This is a genomic window from Pseudotabrizicola sp. (assembly GCF_030656345.1).
Lineage (GTDB): Bacteria > Pseudomonadota > Alphaproteobacteria > Rhodobacterales > Rhodobacteraceae > Pseudotabrizicola.
The window spans coordinates 38578-55482 of the sequence record NZ_JAUSNR010000046.1 but is presented as its reverse complement, the minus strand read 5'-3'; the positions used below and the strand labels follow the sequence as shown (position 1 = coordinate 55482).

Below are 16905 nucleotides of genomic sequence, written 5' to 3'. Positions count from 1 at the left end.
GAGCGGTGGCAAAGGTCGGCGCTGATGCCGTGCAGCGTCCCGACCGCGACGAACAGGTCTTCGTCGCCGAAATCCGCACCAGATCGGACATTCTCGACGCCGATGGCACGGCAGTCGAGATCGTCCCGGGCATGGTGGCGGAGGCCGATATCCTGGCCGGGCGGTGCACGGTGCTCGATTGCCTGACGCAGCCCTGACACTCTGCGGCGGGCGCATTACTTATCAGCCGCTTTGACCCGGCTCTGGCCGGTCTTTCAGCAGGGGAAGCATCAGCGCGAACAGTTCCGCCTGTGACGAGATCCTGCAGCGGGCATATAGCTGCTTGCGGAACACCTTGACCGTCTGCGCCGAAAGGCCCAGCCGCAAGCCGATCGACACGGTGGAATGCCCACGCAAGATCAGCAGCGCCACCTCGGCCTGTCTTGGCGACAGATGGAGCCCATGCCCGGCCCGCGCGGCATCGGCCAGCAGGGCGGGGGTATTCTCCACCGGCCCCGTCGCCCGCGCGATTTTGGCCCAGTGCGCCTCGACCAGCGCCAGAATGATCGGCGCGATCCGGCTGCAGGTCTCTGCCTCGCGCATCGAAAACACCCGGCCAGATGACGCATCGCGCCCCACACAGATGTTCAGCGTGACCCAAGGGGAAGGATAGGCCACAAAAGTTATCTCGTCGATCAGCGTGGTCTGGTCGTAGTATTCGATGAAATACCGGCTGCGCTGAAACGCATCCGGCGCAATATCGGCAATGCGATACGCCCCGGCAGGCGCACGGCGCAGGTGCAGGTCGTAAAACGGGTCCAGCCGGTAGGCCCCGGCCAGGTAGGTGCGATCCAGTGAGGCAAACACCTGCGGATGATCGGTCTGTTGGTACAACACCAGCGGCGGCCCCGCAGAGCGATAGGCCAGGATGATCAGGTTGTCCGGCGCACAGACCGCCCGCAAGAACGTCGCCAGCGCCTGCTCAAATCCCGGCAGCCCCCGCAGGCGGATCGTCTCGGCCAGTTGCGCCTCGGCCAGATTGGGCAGAGCCTTCATTCGACTGTCATACCTCGTTAGGGGTATATACCCCGGAAAATCCCGCAATTAGCGTTTGATGGCATATTCCGGGGGTATGGACCAGCTGCATGCAGACCGCCATCGACATCCGCACCGTGACCAAGACCTTTGGCACCTTTACCGCGCTGCATGGCGTGTCACTGTCGATCATGGACAACGAGTTCTTTACTTTGCTCGGCCCCTCCGGCTGTGGCAAGACCACATTGTTGCGGATGATCGCAGGGTTCGAGGATGTGACACAAGGCGACATCCTGCTGTTTGGCCAGAACATCGCCACGCTTGACCCCAACCTGCGCCCGGTCAACACAGTGTTCCAGCAATACGCCCTGTTCCCGCATATGTCGGTGATCGACAATGTGGCGTTCGGCTTGAAGATGAAGGGCTTTGACCTGCCCACCCGCACAAAGAGGGCGGGCGAGATGCTGGACATGGTGCATTTGTCCAGCTTTGCCGATCGCCTCCCCGCCCAGCTGTCCGGTGGCCAGCAGCAGCGCGTGGCATTGGCCCGCGCCCTTGCCCCGCAACCCAAGGTGCTGTTGCTGGATGAACCGCTTTCGGCGCTGGATCTCAAACTGCGGCAGGCCATGCGGATGGAGCTGAAACAGCTGCAACAAGACACCGGCATCACCTTCATTTTCGTGACCCACGATCAGGAAGAGGCGCTGACGATGTCAAACCGCATCGCGGTGATGAGCGCGGGCCATGTGCAGCAGATCGGCACCCCGCGTGACATCTACGAAACCCCGGTCAACCGTTTCGTCGCCGATTTCATCGGCGAGACCAATCTGCTGGAGGTGGACGTTGCCAGCATCGCAGGCGATCAGGCGCAGGTGATCCTGCCCGGAGGTCATGCCATCACCTGTTCTACCGCCACCCACGACCCCGGCCGTCACCACCTGTCGATCCGGCCGGAGCGGCTGACGATTGTGCCCTTGGGCGCAGGGATGGAGGCTGTGGTGGACCAGGTGATCTACCTCGGTACCGATCTGCAGATTCTGGTCCGGCTGGATGGCGGCACGCCGCTGCAGGTCCGCATCCAGAACGCCGCGCGGACGGAAGTGCCCACACCCGGCACCCGCATCGGCCTGTATCTGGAGGAAGGTGCCGCGCGCCTTCTGGCCGACTGATGGCCGGAGCGGCCCCCGACAGCGGCACCAGTGCCGAGACGACCTATCGCAGCGCCCGCGTGCCGCTGCTGTTGCCGACATGGCTGGTGATCGGGGTCTTCCTGATCCTGCCCGTCGCGCTGATGGCGGTCTACTCTTTCCTGACCAAGGAAATGCGCGGTGGCGTGATCTGGGAATTCTCGCTTGCCGCCTATGACCAGTTCTTCATAAACCGGGGCCTGTTCGGCGACGAGCCGCCCTCGCTGGAATGGACCTACATCAGCGTCTTTGGCCGCTCGATCGCGCAGGCCGCCACCGCCACCACCCTGTGCCTGCTGATCGGCTTTCCCACCGCATGGTTCATCGCAACCCGCCCGGCCGCCACGCGTGGGGTCTGGCTGTTCCTGATCACGGTGCCCTATTGGGTGAACCTGCTGATCCGCACGGTCTCCTTGCGCTTCCTGATCCGCGAAAACGGCCCGCTGAACGACGCGCTGATGGTCGTGGGCCTGATCTCTGAACCGCTCGGCATGATCAACACCAACTTTGCCGTGCAGCTGGGCCTGTTCTACAGCTATCTGCCCTTCATGGTGCTGCCGATCTATGCAGCGGTCGAGCGCTATAACTTCGCCCTCTCTGAAGCCGCCGCCGATCTCTACGCCAGCCGTTGGGTCACCTTGCGCGACATCGTGCTGCCCATCGTCAAACCCGGCATCATCGCCGGCTGCCTGCTGGTTTTCATCCCGTCGCTGGGCGCGTTTCTGGCCCCCAACCTGCTGGGCGGGGCCAAGAACTTCATGATCGGCTCGCTGATCGAAGAACAGTTCAAACGCTCGCTCGGCAACTGGCCGTTTGGGGCTGCGGTGTCGATGATCCTGATGAGCCTCGTGCTGATCCTGCTCATGCTCTATGCGCGCAGCACGTCCCGGGCGGAGGCACGCTGATGGCCCTGCGATCCGTCCGCCATTACCCGGGCTTTTTCAGCATCGCCATGCTTTGCCTGATCATCCTTTATGCGCCGCTGATCGTGGTGATGATCTATTCCTTCAACGACAGCCCCTCTCTGACCAACTGGGGCGGGGTGTCGCTGCGCTGGTACGTGGATGTGTTCACCGGGCCCGAGGCCCCGCGCTTTCGCGCCGCCGCGTGGAACTCGCTGACCATCGCGGTGCTGGCCGCGACGATTGCCACCGGCATCGCCACCGCTGCCGCTCTGGCCATGCTGCGGGCGGGCAAGTTCAAGGGCCGGTCGCTGACCTTTGCCCTGATCAACCTGCCGCTGATGGTGCCGGAAATCGTGATCGCTGTCGCCACGCTGATCTTTTTCACCATGATCGGCTTTACCACCGGCTATCTGACCATCCTGATCGCACACATCACCTTCTGCATCCCCTTCGCCTACCTGCCCATCGCTGCCCGCCTGCAGGGCATCGACGGCAGTTTTGAGGCCGCGGCCCGCGACCTCTACGCTACCCGCGCGCAGTCGTTCTGGCTGGTGCTGTTGCCGCTGATGGCCCCCGGCGTGATCTCTGGCTACCTGCTCGCCTTCATCATCAGCCTTGACGATTTCATCATCACCAATTTCGTCAAGGGTGCGGGTATGGAAACCCTGCCGACCGCGATCTTCGGTTCGGTCAAACAGGGGATCAAGCCCAACATCATGGCGATTTCCACGCTGATGCTGGGCGTCTCGATCCTCTTTGTCACCCTGTCCTACCTGATCAACCGCAAGGGCCGTCAGAGCCCGTAAACCAATCCCGCCCAACAAGGAGTGCCCCATGAAACGCCTCATATCCACGACCTCCGCTCTGTGCCTGCTGGCCAGTGCCGCCCAAGCCGAAGGCACGCTGTCGGTCTATCACTGGTTTGAATACATCCCGCAGGAGCTGGTCGACAAATTCACCGCCGAGACCGGCATCAAGGTAACCATCGACACCTATGACAGCAACGAATCCATGCTCGCCAGCCTCAAGGCCGGCAAGCTGGGCCAGTATGACGTGGCCGTGCCTGCCGATTTCATGGTGGAAATCATGGCCGAAAGCGGCATGCTCGACACCTTCACGGCGGAAGAGATGCCAAACCTGCCCAATATCGCGCCGCAATGGCTCGATGTGCCCTTCGATCCGGGCCGCAGCTCGTCGATCCCCTATCAATGGGGCTCCACCTCCTTTGCGGTGAACCGCGGGGTTTATACCGGCGACATCTCCAGCCTTGGCGTGATCTTCGACCCGCCAGAAGAACTGCGCGGCAAGATTAACGTGCTCGACAGCCAGAACGAGGTGCTGATCCTTGGCTCGCTGTACCTCGGCATCCCGCAATGCTCGACCGACCGCGACCAGTTGCGCGCGCTGGCCGAAATGCTGGTGGCGGCAAAGCAGCACTGGGCCAGCTTCGGCTCTGACACCGCCAAGGATGTGATGGTCTCCGGCGATGCGGCGGCAGGCATGATCTACAACGGCTTTTCCGCCAAGGCCCGGGCCGAGGGCGCGAATGTCGAATACAGCTACCCGACCGAAGGCCATGTGCTGTGGATGGACAATGTGGTGCTGCTGAAAGACGCGCCGAACCGCGCCAATGCGATCACCTTCATGAACTTCCTGCTGGAGCCTGAAAACGCCGCCGCGGTGACGAATTACGCGGCCTATACCTCAGGCGTGTCGGGGGTGGAGCCGTTCCTTGATGAGGCGATCCGCACCAGCCCGGAAAACAACCCGCCCGCAGGCACGACCCCCGGCGTCTTTGCCGAAGTCTGCGATGAAGACACCCAGAAACTCTACGATGCGATCTGGATCAACCTGAAAAAATGAACCCGCCGGGGGCCGGGCATGCTGGCCCCCTTTCATCTGTTCACAAATATCCCGGGGGTCCGGGGGCAGCGCCCCCGGGGTTTGCATCATGCGCATCGCTGTCTGGCAAGGGCCATCGCCCGCCTCTGATCTGGAAACCGGCCTGTCACAGGCAACAGCTGCCCTTGCCGCCGCAGGTCGGGTGAACGCTTCCGTTCTCGTCCTCCCCGAGATCTGGCTGCCGGGCTACAATCAGCCCGATATCCCGTCCCGGGGCCTTGCCGCCGATGCGCCAGAACTGGCGCGCCTCGCCGCCGCCGCACGTGACGCAGGTTGTGCGCTTGCCATCGGCTATGCCGAACGCGACGGCGAGGCCCTTTACAATTCCGCGCTCTGTATCGGCCCCGACGGCACCATCCTTGCCAATTACCGCAAGATCCAGCTTTACGGCCCGCGCGAGCAGGCGCTCTATACGCCCGGCACCGGCTATGTGACCTTTGACCTCGCCGGGCACACATTCGCGCTGCTGATCTGCTATGACATCGAATTCGCGCCGCATATCAATGCACTGGCCGCGCAGGGCGTCAGTGTCATCCTGTGCCCCACCGCCAACATGCACCCTTTCACCCATGTCCCGCGTGTTACCGTGCCCGCCATGGCCGCCAATCACGGCATCGCCATTGCCTATGCCAATTACTGCGGGTCCGAGGGCGATCTGACCTACACCGGCGGCAGTCAGATCACCGGCCCACATGGCGAAACCCTCGCGTTGGCGGGCGAACACCCGGCTTTGCTGATCGCCGATCTGCCGCCACGTGATCCGGCCCGGCTGTCCACCCAATCTGCCGATTTCAGGACGATGTGACCATGCCGAAAGATGTCCGCGACAGCCGCTATGATATCCTGTTCGAGCCGCTCCGGGTCGGCCCGAAAACCGCCAAGAACCGCTTCTATCAGGTGCCGCACTGCAATGGCGGCGGGTACCGCGACCCTTCCGCCGTGGCCGAGATGCGCCGCACCAAGGCCGAGGGCGGCTGGGGCGTGATCTTTACCGAACAGACCGAGATCCATCCCAGCTCTGAGATCACCCCGTTCATCGAACAGCATCTGTGGGAGGATAAGGATATTCCCGCGCTTGCCGCGATGGCCGATGCGATGAAATCACATGGCGCGCTGGCGGGGATTCAACTGGCCTATTCCGGCATCAACGGCCCCAATCTTTACAGCCGTGAGGTGCCGTTGGCGGTCAGCGGCGGCCCGATCCTCACCTTCACCTCCGATCCGGTGCAGGCCCGCACCATGGACCGGGAGGATATCCGCGATCTACGCCGCTGGTTCCGCAACGCTTTCCGCCGCAGCCAGACGGCGGGCTTTGACCTGATCTGCCTTTACGGCGCGCATGGTTTCGGCATCCTGCAACATTTCCTCTCCCGCGCAACCAACCACCGCACCGATGAATACGGTGGAAGCCTGGAAAACCGCGCCCGCTTCCTGCGCGAAATCGTGGAGGAGGCGCGCGAGGAAACCAAGGGTGAGCTGGCCATCTCGCTGCGCCTGTCGCTGCACGAGGCGGGGGCTTTTGGGTTTTCCAATGCCGAGCTGCGCGATTTCATCGAAATGCACGGCGATCTGCCCGACATCTGGGATCTTGCCCATGGTACTTGGGAGGCGTGTTCCGGCACCTCGCGCTTCAAACCCGAAGCGGCACAGGAAGATCTGGTGCGCGGCATCAAAGCGCTGACCAGCAAACCCGTGGTCGGCGTTGGCCGCTTCACCTCTGCCGATGCCATGGTCCGCCAGATCCGCTCCGGCATCCTCGACTTCATCGGCGCGGCGCGGCCCTCGATTGCCGATCCGTTCCTGCCGAAAAAGATCGAAGAGGGCCGGTTCGACGACATCCGCGAATGTATCGGCTGCAACATCTGCGTTTCGGGCGACATGACCGGCGGCATCAGCCGCTGCACCCAGAACACGGCCTTCATGGAGGAATGGCGCAAAGGCTGGCACCCGGAACGGGCACGGGCCAAGGGCGCTTCCGACACCGTTTTGATCGTCGGTGCCGGTCCTACCGGGCTGGAAGCGGCATTGCAGGCCGCAAAACGCGGCTACCACGTCACGCTGGCCGAGGCGACGACCACACTCGGTGGCCGGGTCGCCCGCGAACGCTCCTTGCCCGGTCTGTCGGCCTGGGGAAGGGTCGCCGATTTCCGCACCGGGCAGCTTGCCCCCCTGACCAATGCCGAGATCTACCGCGACAGCCGCCTGACGGCAGGTGACGTGCTGGCCATGGGCGCGCAGCATGTGGCCATTGCCACCGGGGCCGACTGGCGGCGCGATGCGGTGGCCCGTCTGCACCTGCGTCCGATCCCGACCGATCCCGCGATGCCGGTATTTTCCCCCGATGACATCATGGATGGCAACGGCCCGATGGGCGGGCGCGTCACGCTCTATGATGATGACCATTTCTACATGGGCTCGGTCATCGCCGAGGTGCTGGTCGCGCGCGGCTGCCGCGTCGATTTCATCTCCCCCGCCACAAAAGTCGCCGAATGGGCCGAAAACACGCTGGAACAGGCCATCATCATGCGCCGCCTGCTGGAGCTGGGCGTCACAGTCCACACCAGCAAAGCGCCCGAGGCCATCACCGCAACCCAAGTCATGCTGGGCTGCACATGGACCGGAGCGCAAAGCACCCTGCAAGCCGATGCCGTGGTCATGGTCACATCTCGCATCCCACATGACAGCCTGTATCACGATCTGCGCGCCCGTCAGGGCGAATGGGCCGATGCCGGTATCCTTTCGGTCAAGCTGATCGGCGATGCTGCCGCCCCCGGCCCGATTGCCTGGGCCACCTATGCCGGTCGCCGCTTTGCCGAAGAGCTGGACCAGCCCGAGGACCGCAGCGACACCCCCGCCTTTCGCCGCGAAGTGGCACGGCTGGAGCCATTGCCCTCACGCCTGCCATCGTAAGGACCGGCACCAAGGGGGCATAGCAGGACGCCGCCCGATCATTGGCTGGCCCAGCTGATCACCCATCTCACCGCCAGCAGCCACACATCTGCCGCTGCTGGCTGAGGCTTGACCGGCGTTGACCGCACGCTGTGCCGTCAGCACCGGCTTTGCTGATGCTGCGGGGCAGAAAACCGCGCTGCACGCGCGGGCCGGGCGCGATCTGCCGGGCGGGCTGATGCTGTTCGGCTGCACCTGTGTCCACCCGATGCCTGTTGCTGTCGCCGCCCGCAACAAAAGGCTCGACCACCTGGGGCTAGGCCAAGGTGAGCTAGGGGGCGGATGATTTCGGGGTCAGTTCACGCTCGGACCGACACTGCTGGATGACCGCCGTGCTGTGGATGTCTCGCGGCTGCCGGGACTGATCCCGCCACATACGAAGTGGAAGGGGCTATGATCCTAAAGTCTGCACAGGTGAAGCGACCAATCGGGGTGTTCAAACACTGACCGTGCGCGCATTTTTTTCCACATGCCATATTTATGGAAATCAAAGTCAAGGCGCGACACTTTCAGTTGCACCATAGACCACAAGCACCACTTCACGTCTGCCAGGGCCTTGTGCACCGTGATACGTGAAACAATCTCAGGCGTCACCGTGCCGAAATATTCTTCGATCAGTTCAAGTTCTCGTTCCGGCCTGAAAAACATTTCACCAAACCAAATCCCCAAATCGTAGCAGCGGTCATTCATCGACGCATATTCATAATCGATGAGCATGATGGACCCGTCTTTGCCGATCATGAAATTTCCGGGCATCGGATCGTTGAACGAGGTAACAAGATCAAGGCCCGAGGCGTGCATGGCATCGCGCGCCAGATCGGTGTTGATGCGCAGCCAGTCTGCATCCTTATACATCGGCGCACCAAGTTCTTTTATCTGCGCCAGATGTTCGTCGATCATGTCGAAAATCGTCTTTGTCAGCTGCAGCGGCGGCAGCCCATGCATGATGCGATACGCGCCCATTGCGGCCTTGCACATGCCCAGATCGCGGAAATCGCTGTGATTGGAGGGGCGTCTGTCGTGCAGGAAATCATTGATCTCTATCCCGCGCGCGGCCAGGTCGTCATGCACCTTTGGCCCCAGACCTGCCTGAGCCGCCTTGCGTGAGGCGTCCAGCGCCGTCGCGCGGTCAATGAACATCTCGGTGCCCGCGCCGGGAACCTTTACGAACCAGTCGCCCGGGCCTGCCGTGTTGCGCACGCGCCAGTTCTCGTTGGAAATGCCGCCCGACACCATGCCGTAGACCATGGTCTGACCGCCGTTGAACAAGGGCGCTTCGCGGATCGCGGCTTCGATGGTTTCTTCCATTGCGTTTTTTGCGCTGCCCAGAAGTTTCATGGTCATGCTGCCCCCTGCGCTGTCTGGCGAACCCGTTCTTCGAACAAGGGGTGCTGCAAGGCCATCGTCAGGCGCAGCAACCGCCATTCACCGTATTTGATCCATTCCACGGATGTACGTTCGGATTTATGCGCCATCAGCCCGGACCAGAGCGCATGCAGCATGTCGTCCACATGCGACCACAGCCGCGCGCGGGCAAAGCCGACCGGGTCGAAATGTCCGACATAAGCCTCGAACGCAGGCCGCATTTCGCTTTCGTGGTCGGTCAGTTCGGCAAGCAGGCAGCCCAGATCGTAAAGCGGATCGTTCATGCCCGCGCGGTCAAAGTCCACCAACATCACCTGCGCGCCGGGGCCGATCATCAGGTTGGAACAAGACCCGTCGTTGCGGCAGGGCCGCAGCGCTGCGCTGTCTGACAGCCCCTTTGCCATCCAGACAAGACGGCGCAGCCAGCCGATGTTGTCGGGCAGCGCCAGCCCATCGGCCTTGTAGGCTGCGATCAGATGATCAATTTCGGCAAACGGGTCAAACCTGTGGTCAAGGGCGGGGCCGGCGTGCAGCGTTTTCAGCGCCTTTACGGCGGATGTCATCACCGCCTCGGTCTGCAGATCATTTTGCCGCGCGGTGATCCAGCCGTTGCCAAGGCGGTTCATGGCAATTGCGCCAAGCCCCTCATCTGACCACAAAACCTCTGGCCCGACCCCGGCCGCGCCTGCGTTTCGTGCGGCCTGAAGTGCGGCCCCAAGATGAAAGGTGCCGCGCATTTCAGGATGCATGCGTTTGACAAACGCACCTGCGGTCACAACCGAGCGGCTTTCCAGCGCCTTGTAACTTGGGGACGCAAGCGCTGCAGGGCCGTCAGAGACGACATCGGCCATCGAAAACCCGGCGGCGGTGACAGCCTCGGCCATCATGGCATCTGTAACAAGTTCCGTCATTTTGCCCCCGCTGCTGTGTCCAGGCACCCGCCCGCCTGATCGATCCGTCGTATCATGTCCAGAACCACTCCGGCTCCGGCTTTCAGGTCTTCCGGCGACGTGTATTCGTCATTGCGGTGGATCACACCGTTGACCGAAGGCACGGCAAGCACAAGGCTGGGCAGGATCGCATTCAGGGCCACAGCGTCATGGCCCGCGATGGTATCCAGACGCATGCGGGGCAGGGCGAACCGATCTGCGGCTTGTTCGGCCAGGGCGACAAGCCGGGTGTCAAACTTTCCGGCGGGACGGATATCAACGCCAACCACTTTGGCGGTGACAAAGGCGCGCCGGGCGAGTTCGGGCAGGGCGGCGCGTAGTGCTGCCTCTGCCGCAGTCAGCGTGTCAGGTTCGGGTGCGCGCAGTTCGGCAAAGAGCACGGCCTTTCCGGGAACGACGTTGGGCGAATTTGGCGTGACATCGACACGCGCGACCGAGGTGTAAAGCGTGTCTTGCGCCTGATCGGCAAGCGCGCGCACTTCTGCGATGATATAGGCCGCCCCCAAAAGCGCATCCTGGCGGTCTTCCATCGGAGTCGGGCCCGTGTGGTTTTGCTTTCCGTCGACTTCGATGCGCAGCTTGACCGCCCCCCAATGGCGCACGAATGGCGCTATCTTTGCGCCGCTGCGTTCCATGTGGCTGTCGCCTTCGATGTGCACCTCGATATAGCAATCGGGGCGCGGGGCTTCATCGTGGCCCATATACCCCGTGCGGGTCAGTTCCGCCCCGACCGATGCGCCATCGCGGTCTTTGCGCGACAGGGCGAAATCGCGGGTCAGTGCGCCCGAAAAAACCGAGGAGCCAAGGAGCGAGGGCTGAAAGCGCGCGCCCTCTTCGTTCATCCAATCCGCGACAACGTAGTTGCATCGTGGCGTGATGCCGTTTTGGGCGCAATGGTTGCGCCAGCTTTCGATGGCCACCACTCCGGCGATCACGCCGTAAGCCCCGTCAAAGCGCCCGCCTTTCGGCTGGCTGTCCAGATGCGAACCGACCATCACCAGCGGCGCGCCGTCCCCTGCCAGATCAAGCCGCCCGAACACATTGCCAATGCTGTCGATCAACACCGTATAGCCGCGCTGTTTCAACTCCGCGCACAGCCAATCCCGCGCGGCCTTATGTGCATCGGTCAGCACGGGCCGGTCCACGCCGCCATCGCCGGTGCTGCCAAAGGCCGACACCTGTTCCATCAGCATATCAAACAAGGGCGCGTCGATTGGCGCAAGGTCGGCAGTATCAGGCATCGGCGGTGGCTTTCGCTGTGGACGTGGCATTCAACAGAAAACAGGCGGCCAGCGCCTGATCCCCGCGGCTGACAAGGACCGGATTTTCGCGGTGGCAACGGTCAAACGCATGCGGGCAGCGGCCAGCAAAAGCACAGCCCGGCGGCAGGTCGATGGGCGAGGGCGGCTCGCCTTCCAGCAGGCAGTCTTCGGGCCGATAGCGCCGCTCTTCCAGAGTCGGCGCAGCTGACAGCAGCGCGCGGGTATAGGGATGGCCCGGATCAAAGAACATCCGCTCGTTTGGCGCAACCTCGACCGTCTCCCCCAGATACATCACCGCAATGCGCGAACACACTTGGCGCACCATCGTCAGATCATGCGAGATGAAGATATAGGTAAACCCGTGTTGCGCCTGAAGGCGGCCGAACAGGTCCAGGAGCTTGCCCTGTTCGGTCTGATCCAGCGCCGAGAGCGTTTCATCCATGATCAACAGGCGCGGCTCCAACACCATGGCACGCGCCACCTGCAACCGCTGGCGCTGTCCTGCTGAAAGGCCCGTTGGCAGCTGATCATAAATCCTGTCGCTCAGTCCGACTTCGTTCAACGCCGCACGCGCGCGGTCCTGACGTTCTTTCTTGTTGCCAAGGCCATGAATTTTCAGGGGCTCTTCCACAATGGCACCGATGGAGGACTGGGGTGGCAGCGACCCGAACGGATCTTGCAACACCAATTGAAACCGCCTGCGCAACTGCCGCAGGCGCGACGCGCTGGCCGTGCCGACATCTTCGCCCTCAAAGATGATCGACCCGGCGTCGGGCCGTTCGAGCCCGGTCAGAAGACGCATCAGGGAAGACTTTCCGCAACCGGATTCCCCTACAATTCCAAAGTTGTCGCCCGGAAACACATCAAATTCGACATTGCGCACGGCCTGAACCACGGCCTTTCCCGCCTTGCCACGGCTTTCATAGAACTTGGCAACGCCGCGCACCGACATGATCGCTTGCCGGTTGCGGTCTTGTCGCGCGTCGCGCCCGTCTTGTCCGTTTGCCCAAAGTGTCGGCAGTTCGGCAATCAGACCCTGCGTGTAGCCATGCTGCGGACGTGCCACCAGATTGGCCGAGGTCTGGCGTTCCACCACCTCACCCGCGTGCAGCACCATCACCTCGTCCCCCGCATCGCAAGCCACTGGCAAAGACGAGCAGATGAAAAGGATCGCAGTCGAGAATTTTTCATTCAGCTCCCGCATCAGTTTCAGGATCTGGGCGGCCACCGTCACATCCAGAGGCTGGGTGATGTTGTCTGCAATCAGCAGGGCAGGGTCCGAAATCAGGGCGTCTACAATCATCGCCCGCTGCATCATCCCGCCCGAGTATTGAAAGGGATATTCGTGGAAACGGCTTGCCGCAGACGGAATTTTGACCGCCTCCAGCAACCGGATCGCCTTTTCCTGTGCGTCTTTGCTGGAAATGTCCGGCCTGACGGCACGCAGCTTTTCGACCAGTTGCGCGCCCACGGTCATCGTAGGGTCCAGGGCCCCGGCGGGGTTGCCGCCGATATAGGCAATCTCGCGCCCGGCAAGACCGCTGGCATAGGCCTTGTCGAGGATCAGGTCGCGCCCCTTGAACAGGACTTTGCCCGCCGTGATTTTCAACTGTGGTGCCATCCAGCCAACCAGCGCCCGCGCCAGCACGGTTTTACCCGACCCGCTTTCCCCGATGACCGACAGGATTTGACGGGGTTCGAGATCAAAGCTGATGCCGTTCAGGATCGTCCGGCTGACCCCTTCGCTTTGCGCAACAACTGTCAGGTTGCGCACTGACAACAGCGGCGTATCCGGGGGGGATGGATCTGTGGTCATCTCATGCACCTCCGTAAATGCTGTTGCGCGCCCGTTCGAGGGAAGCGCCCATCAGGTTGATGGATGTCAGCGTCAATACAAGAAAAACCCCCGGCATCGTGGCAATCCACCACGCGTTCAGCAGGTATTTGCGCCCATCCGCGATGATATTGCCAAAGGTCGGCGTCGGAGGTTGCACGCCCAAACCCAGAAACCCCAGCACCGATTCAAAGATCATCATCCGCGCAATATCCAGCACCGCGACAAAGGCAATCGGCGGCAGCACCAGCGGCAGGATCAGCGTGAACATGATCCGCCAGTCAGTCGCCCCCAGAACCATGGCGCCGCGCACGAATTCCTTCTTGCGCTCTGACATCACACTCGACCGCATGACCCGCGCGTAAATCGGCCAGCCCGACAGACCCAGCACCAGAATGATCGCCGGGATGGTGGGCCGCGACACGCCCAGAATGGTGATGGCCAGAATGATCATCGGGATGGCCAGTTGCGCATCTGTCAGGCGCATCAGAACCGTATCAACCTTGCCGCCGAAATATCCCGAAAACAGCCCCATCATCGCGCCAACGGCCACCATCAGAATGGTGGTCGAAATCCCGATCAGCAAAGAGTAGCGCAAGCCAACCAAAGACCGCGAAAGCATGTCGCGCCCCAACTGATCGGTGCCAAGCGGGCGGGCCCAGCTCCAGCCTTCGCCCATGAACAGGGGCGGCAGAAGTTTGGACGAAATCGCCATCTTTGTGGGATCGATGCCGGAAAACATCGGATAGAAGACCGCTGCAAGCACAAGCGCCGAAAAGACCGCCAGCCCGATCTTGAACTCGATGGCGGCATAGGCTTGTGACCAGATCCGCGCAGCAATCTTGCGGTCCTTGCGGGCCGCCGGCGGGTCAGATGCCATCTCTTGAATGCTCATCAATATTCCAATCTTGGGTCGATTGCCGTTGCACACAGATCAACGACGATATTGATCAGGACAAAGGCCGCTGCGGTGACGATGGCGATGCCTTGAATCAGAGGAAAGTCCCGCTGCATGACGGCATTGATCGTCAAAAGTCCAAGGCCCGGATAGTCAAAGATGAACTCGATCACCAGGACGCCACCCAGCAGCATCGAAAACTGTACACCCAGCAGGTTCAGCAGCGGCACGGACGAGTTGCGCAAGGCGTGGCGGAAGATGATCTGGTTGCGTGTCAGACCCCGCACGGCCGCAATGTCGATGAAGTTTTCGCGCATCACCCCGGCCACTGACACGGTCAGCGTTCGGATGATGAAGGGCGCAATTTCGATGGCCAGAACGATGGCGGGCAGGATCGTGTAGGCAAATCCGCCATAACCTATGGCCGGAAGCAGCTTGAGCTTAACCGACAGCAGCAAGGCCAACACGATCCCAAGCCAGAAGTTTGGCAGGCTGACGAAAAGCGATGACAGATAGAGCGCCAGCTTGTCTGGAAAGCGCCCGGGTCTCAGGCCGCCCCAAACACCGATGGGCACCGCGATGATCAGGGCAAACAGCATCGACAGCAGGGCAAGCTGCACGGTCATCGGGGCGGTCTGGGCAATCAGATCCCAGACCTTGGCGCGCTCACTTCGAGTGTTGTCGTCAAAACTGGCCCCACCCACCGCCGCACCGCTGGCAGGGCGCACAAAACTTTGCCCCAGATCGCCCTGCACGATGCCCCAGACATAGCGGCCGAACTGCTGATAAATCGGATCGCGCAGGCCCATGTCTTCGGCAATCTGTTCGATCAGCGCCTCTGGGGCCATCCCGCCTGCCATCAGTCGCACCGGGTCGCCGGGCACCACACGGAGCAAGGTGAAGATGACGGCCGAGACAAGGAAGACGATCAGTGCACCCTGAAGCAATCGTCTGGCAAGGAATCTGGCGATGAACATGGGTTTCTCCGGTCAGCCTGTCGAAGAAGCACCGGAACCCCCGCAGGCAGGGATTCCGGTTCTGGTGATCAGCCGCGCATCGCGCTGGCGGCATCCATTGTGCCGTCCGGATAGATGAACAGGTCTTTCACATCGGCCCGGACCCCGTGCATCAGGACAGAGGTGAACAGGCTGTAGGCAGGAACCTTGTCCGCCAGCATCGGCATCAGGTTGGTTTGCAGGCTGGTCCGACGTGCCTCGATCGACGGTGCATCGCGCTCTTCGTCCAGCGCCGCGTCGATTTCGGGGTCTTCGATCCCGCAGATCCGTTTCGATGTCGAATGGAAGTGCGTGCGCAGCACAAGATCCGGTTCGGGCGAGGCACTGGTCCAGCCGCAGTCGATCATGTGGCCCGGCCCGCCGCCGGGGCGGTCATAGAGCCGCTCGTTCCAGGCGGCGACTTCCATCACATTCAGCGTGACCGGAAAACCCTGTTCTTGCAGCATGGCGGTGATCACCTCGCCATATTCCTTGGTCTTGGGATAGAACCCGGTCGAGGTGATGTATTCCAGATCAGGCAGGCCTTCGCCCCCCGGATATCCAGCCTCGGCAAGCAGGCGTTGGCATTCCTCGGGGTTGTATTCCGGGTAATTCTCCAGTTCGATGTAGCCAAACTTGATCGGCGAGACAAAGTTCGACGACGGCTCCCCGGCGGTTCCCATGACCTCCATGATCACACTGCGATCAATCGCATGGCACACGGCTTTGCGCACCAATGGATTGTCAAATGGCGGCTTGGAGCAGCGGAACCACAGATATTTGTTTTCCACCGAAACTGCGCGGTTCACCACGATGTCGGCTTCGCTTTGCAGGGTGGTCACCTGTTCGGGTTCCAGCCGTTCGATCACATCTGCCTGCCCGTTCAGCAAGGACAGCATCCGTGTGGTCGAATCCCCGACAAAGGTGAAGTTGACGCCCGGCACTTTGGGCGCGCCGCGGAAATACCCCTCGAAAGCGGTCATCTGCGTGTCATTGCCGGCTTGTTGTGCAAACCGGAACGGACCTGTGCCATTCAGCCGCTGCGACAAGGGGCCGTTGGGGCCGCCAGCAATATCCTTGGCCGACATGATGGGCAGATAGGACGCAAGGAACACGAACATCCCCGCGCCATAGCCCCCCTTGGTCGTGTCCACGATCACCGTGAAATCGTCCGGTGTCGTCACTTCGAACGTGTCGGCAAAGCCCGGATAGACCTGCCGCGCCCGTTCCGGCTGCGCGCCGTATTCAAAGGTTGCCTTCACGTCCTTGGCCGAGAACGGCTCGCCGTCATGAAAGGTGACGCCTTCGCGCAGTTTGATCTCCAGCTTGAACGGATCAATCTGGGTGATCGACGTGGCCAGTTCGTAGACCACCTCATCCGGATTGTCGGGCATCATGGGCGAGCGGGTCAGAAACCCCATGACAAAGCCTTCGATGTTGAACTGCGACAGCGTGGTATGCGCCATCGGGTCCCAGTTCCCGGTGATGTTTTCCGCCGACAGGATGATCAGGGGCCGGGCCTCCTGCGCAAAGGCGGAGCTGAAAAAGAAGTCAGGATTCAGACGCATCGCGGCCATGGTCGCGCCAGCGCTCATGCCGTAGCGGAGGAATTTTCTTCGGTCCATTGTCACACTCTCCTGATGG

General features: G+C 61.8%; 16 protein-coding genes. 8 read left to right on the top strand and 8 right to left on the bottom strand.

Features of this window, described 5'->3' with window-relative positions:
* Positions 1-5 precede the first annotated feature (5 nt).
* Positions 6-197, top strand: coding sequence for a hypothetical protein (locus tag Q7J44_RS20910; protein WP_304883049.1), 192 nt, complete (start codon positions 6-8; stop codon positions 195-197).
* Between the two features lie 25 nt (positions 198-222).
* Here the strand turns inward: Q7J44_RS20910 and Q7J44_RS20905 are convergent, their stop codons facing one another.
* On the bottom strand, positions 223-1035 hold the full coding sequence (locus Q7J44_RS20905; protein WP_304883048.1) for a helix-turn-helix transcriptional regulator: 813 nt from the start codon (positions 1033-1035) through the stop codon (positions 223-225).
* 89 nt (positions 1036-1124) lie between these two features.
* Between Q7J44_RS20905 and Q7J44_RS20900 the strand changes: the two genes are divergently transcribed.
* The 7 genes from Q7J44_RS20900 (at position 1125) to Q7J44_RS20870 (ending at position 8243) form a co-directional block, all read left to right on the top strand.
* The gene (locus tag Q7J44_RS20900) at positions 1125-2183 is read left to right on the top strand and encodes an ABC transporter ATP-binding protein (protein ID WP_304883047.1); all 1059 of its coding nucleotides are present in this window, start codon (positions 1125-1127) and stop codon (positions 2181-2183) included.
* Entirely contained in the window at positions 2183-3106 is a 924-nt protein-coding gene (locus tag Q7J44_RS20895) for an ABC transporter permease (RefSeq protein ID WP_304883046.1), read from the top strand. The genes Q7J44_RS20900 and Q7J44_RS20895 overlap by 1 nt, the downstream gene beginning before the upstream one ends.
* Entirely contained in the window at positions 3106-3912 is an 807-nt protein-coding gene (locus Q7J44_RS20890) for an ABC transporter permease (RefSeq protein WP_304883045.1), read from the top strand. The genes Q7J44_RS20895 and Q7J44_RS20890 overlap by 1 nt, the downstream gene beginning before the upstream one ends.
* A gap of 28 nt (positions 3913-3940) precedes the next feature.
* Complete coding sequence (locus Q7J44_RS20885) at positions 3941-4969, top strand: extracellular solute-binding protein (RefSeq protein ID WP_304883044.1); 1029 nt, start codon at positions 3941-3943, stop codon at positions 4967-4969.
* An 88-nt stretch (positions 4970-5057) separates the two neighbouring features.
* The gene (locus Q7J44_RS20880) at positions 5058-5813 is read left to right on the top strand and encodes a nitrilase-related carbon-nitrogen hydrolase (protein ID WP_304883043.1); all 756 of its coding nucleotides are present in this window, start codon (positions 5058-5060) and stop codon (positions 5811-5813) included.
* Between the two features lie 2 nt (positions 5814-5815).
* A complete protein-coding gene (locus Q7J44_RS20875) occupies positions 5816-7918 on the top strand; it encodes an FAD-dependent oxidoreductase (protein WP_304883042.1) in 2103 nt (700 codons plus the stop codon).
* A 118-nt stretch (positions 7919-8036) separates the two neighbouring features.
* Entirely contained in the window at positions 8037-8243 is a 207-nt protein-coding gene (locus Q7J44_RS20870; protein ID WP_304883041.1) for a hypothetical protein, read from the top strand.
* A 113-nt stretch (positions 8244-8356) separates the two neighbouring features.
* On the opposite strand, the gene Q7J44_RS20865 is transcribed toward Q7J44_RS20870, so the two are convergent.
* The 7 genes from Q7J44_RS20865 to Q7J44_RS20835 form a co-directional block, all read right to left on the bottom strand.
* On the bottom strand, positions 8357-9205 hold the full coding sequence (locus Q7J44_RS20865) for a choline/ethanolamine kinase family protein (protein WP_304883040.1): 849 nt from the start codon (positions 9203-9205) through the stop codon (positions 8357-8359).
* 92 nt (positions 9206-9297) lie between these two features.
* Positions 9298-10233 carry a phosphotransferase gene (locus Q7J44_RS20860; RefSeq protein ID WP_304883039.1) on the bottom strand — a complete coding sequence of 312 codons (936 nt, stop codon included), beginning with the start codon at positions 10231-10233 and terminating at the stop codon, positions 9298-9300.
* Positions 10230-11513 carry a Zn-dependent hydrolase gene (locus tag Q7J44_RS20855; RefSeq protein WP_304883038.1) on the bottom strand — a complete coding sequence of 428 codons (1284 nt, stop codon included), beginning with the start codon at positions 11511-11513 and terminating at the stop codon, positions 10230-10232. Before Q7J44_RS20855 ends, Q7J44_RS20860 begins: the two co-directional genes overlap by 4 nt.
* Complete coding sequence (locus tag Q7J44_RS20850; RefSeq protein WP_304883037.1) at positions 11506-13350, bottom strand: ABC transporter ATP-binding protein; 1845 nt, start codon at positions 13348-13350, stop codon at positions 11506-11508. Before Q7J44_RS20850 ends, Q7J44_RS20855 begins: the two co-directional genes overlap by 8 nt.
* 1 nt (position 13351) lies before the next feature.
* Positions 13352-14263 carry an ABC transporter permease gene (locus tag Q7J44_RS20845; RefSeq protein WP_304883036.1) on the bottom strand — a complete coding sequence of 304 codons (912 nt, stop codon included), beginning with the start codon at positions 14261-14263 and terminating at the stop codon, positions 13352-13354.
* The gene (locus Q7J44_RS20840) at positions 14263-15243 is read right to left on the bottom strand and encodes an ABC transporter permease (RefSeq protein ID WP_304883035.1); all 981 of its coding nucleotides are present in this window, start codon (positions 15241-15243) and stop codon (positions 14263-14265) included. Before Q7J44_RS20840 ends, Q7J44_RS20845 begins: the two co-directional genes overlap by 1 nt.
* A gap of 68 nt (positions 15244-15311) precedes the next feature.
* Positions 15312-16886 (bottom strand): ABC transporter substrate-binding protein, encoded by a 1575-nt coding sequence (locus tag Q7J44_RS20835; protein ID WP_304883034.1) that lies wholly within the window; start codon positions 16884-16886, stop codon positions 15312-15314.
* Between the last annotated feature and the right edge of the window lie 19 nt (positions 16887-16905).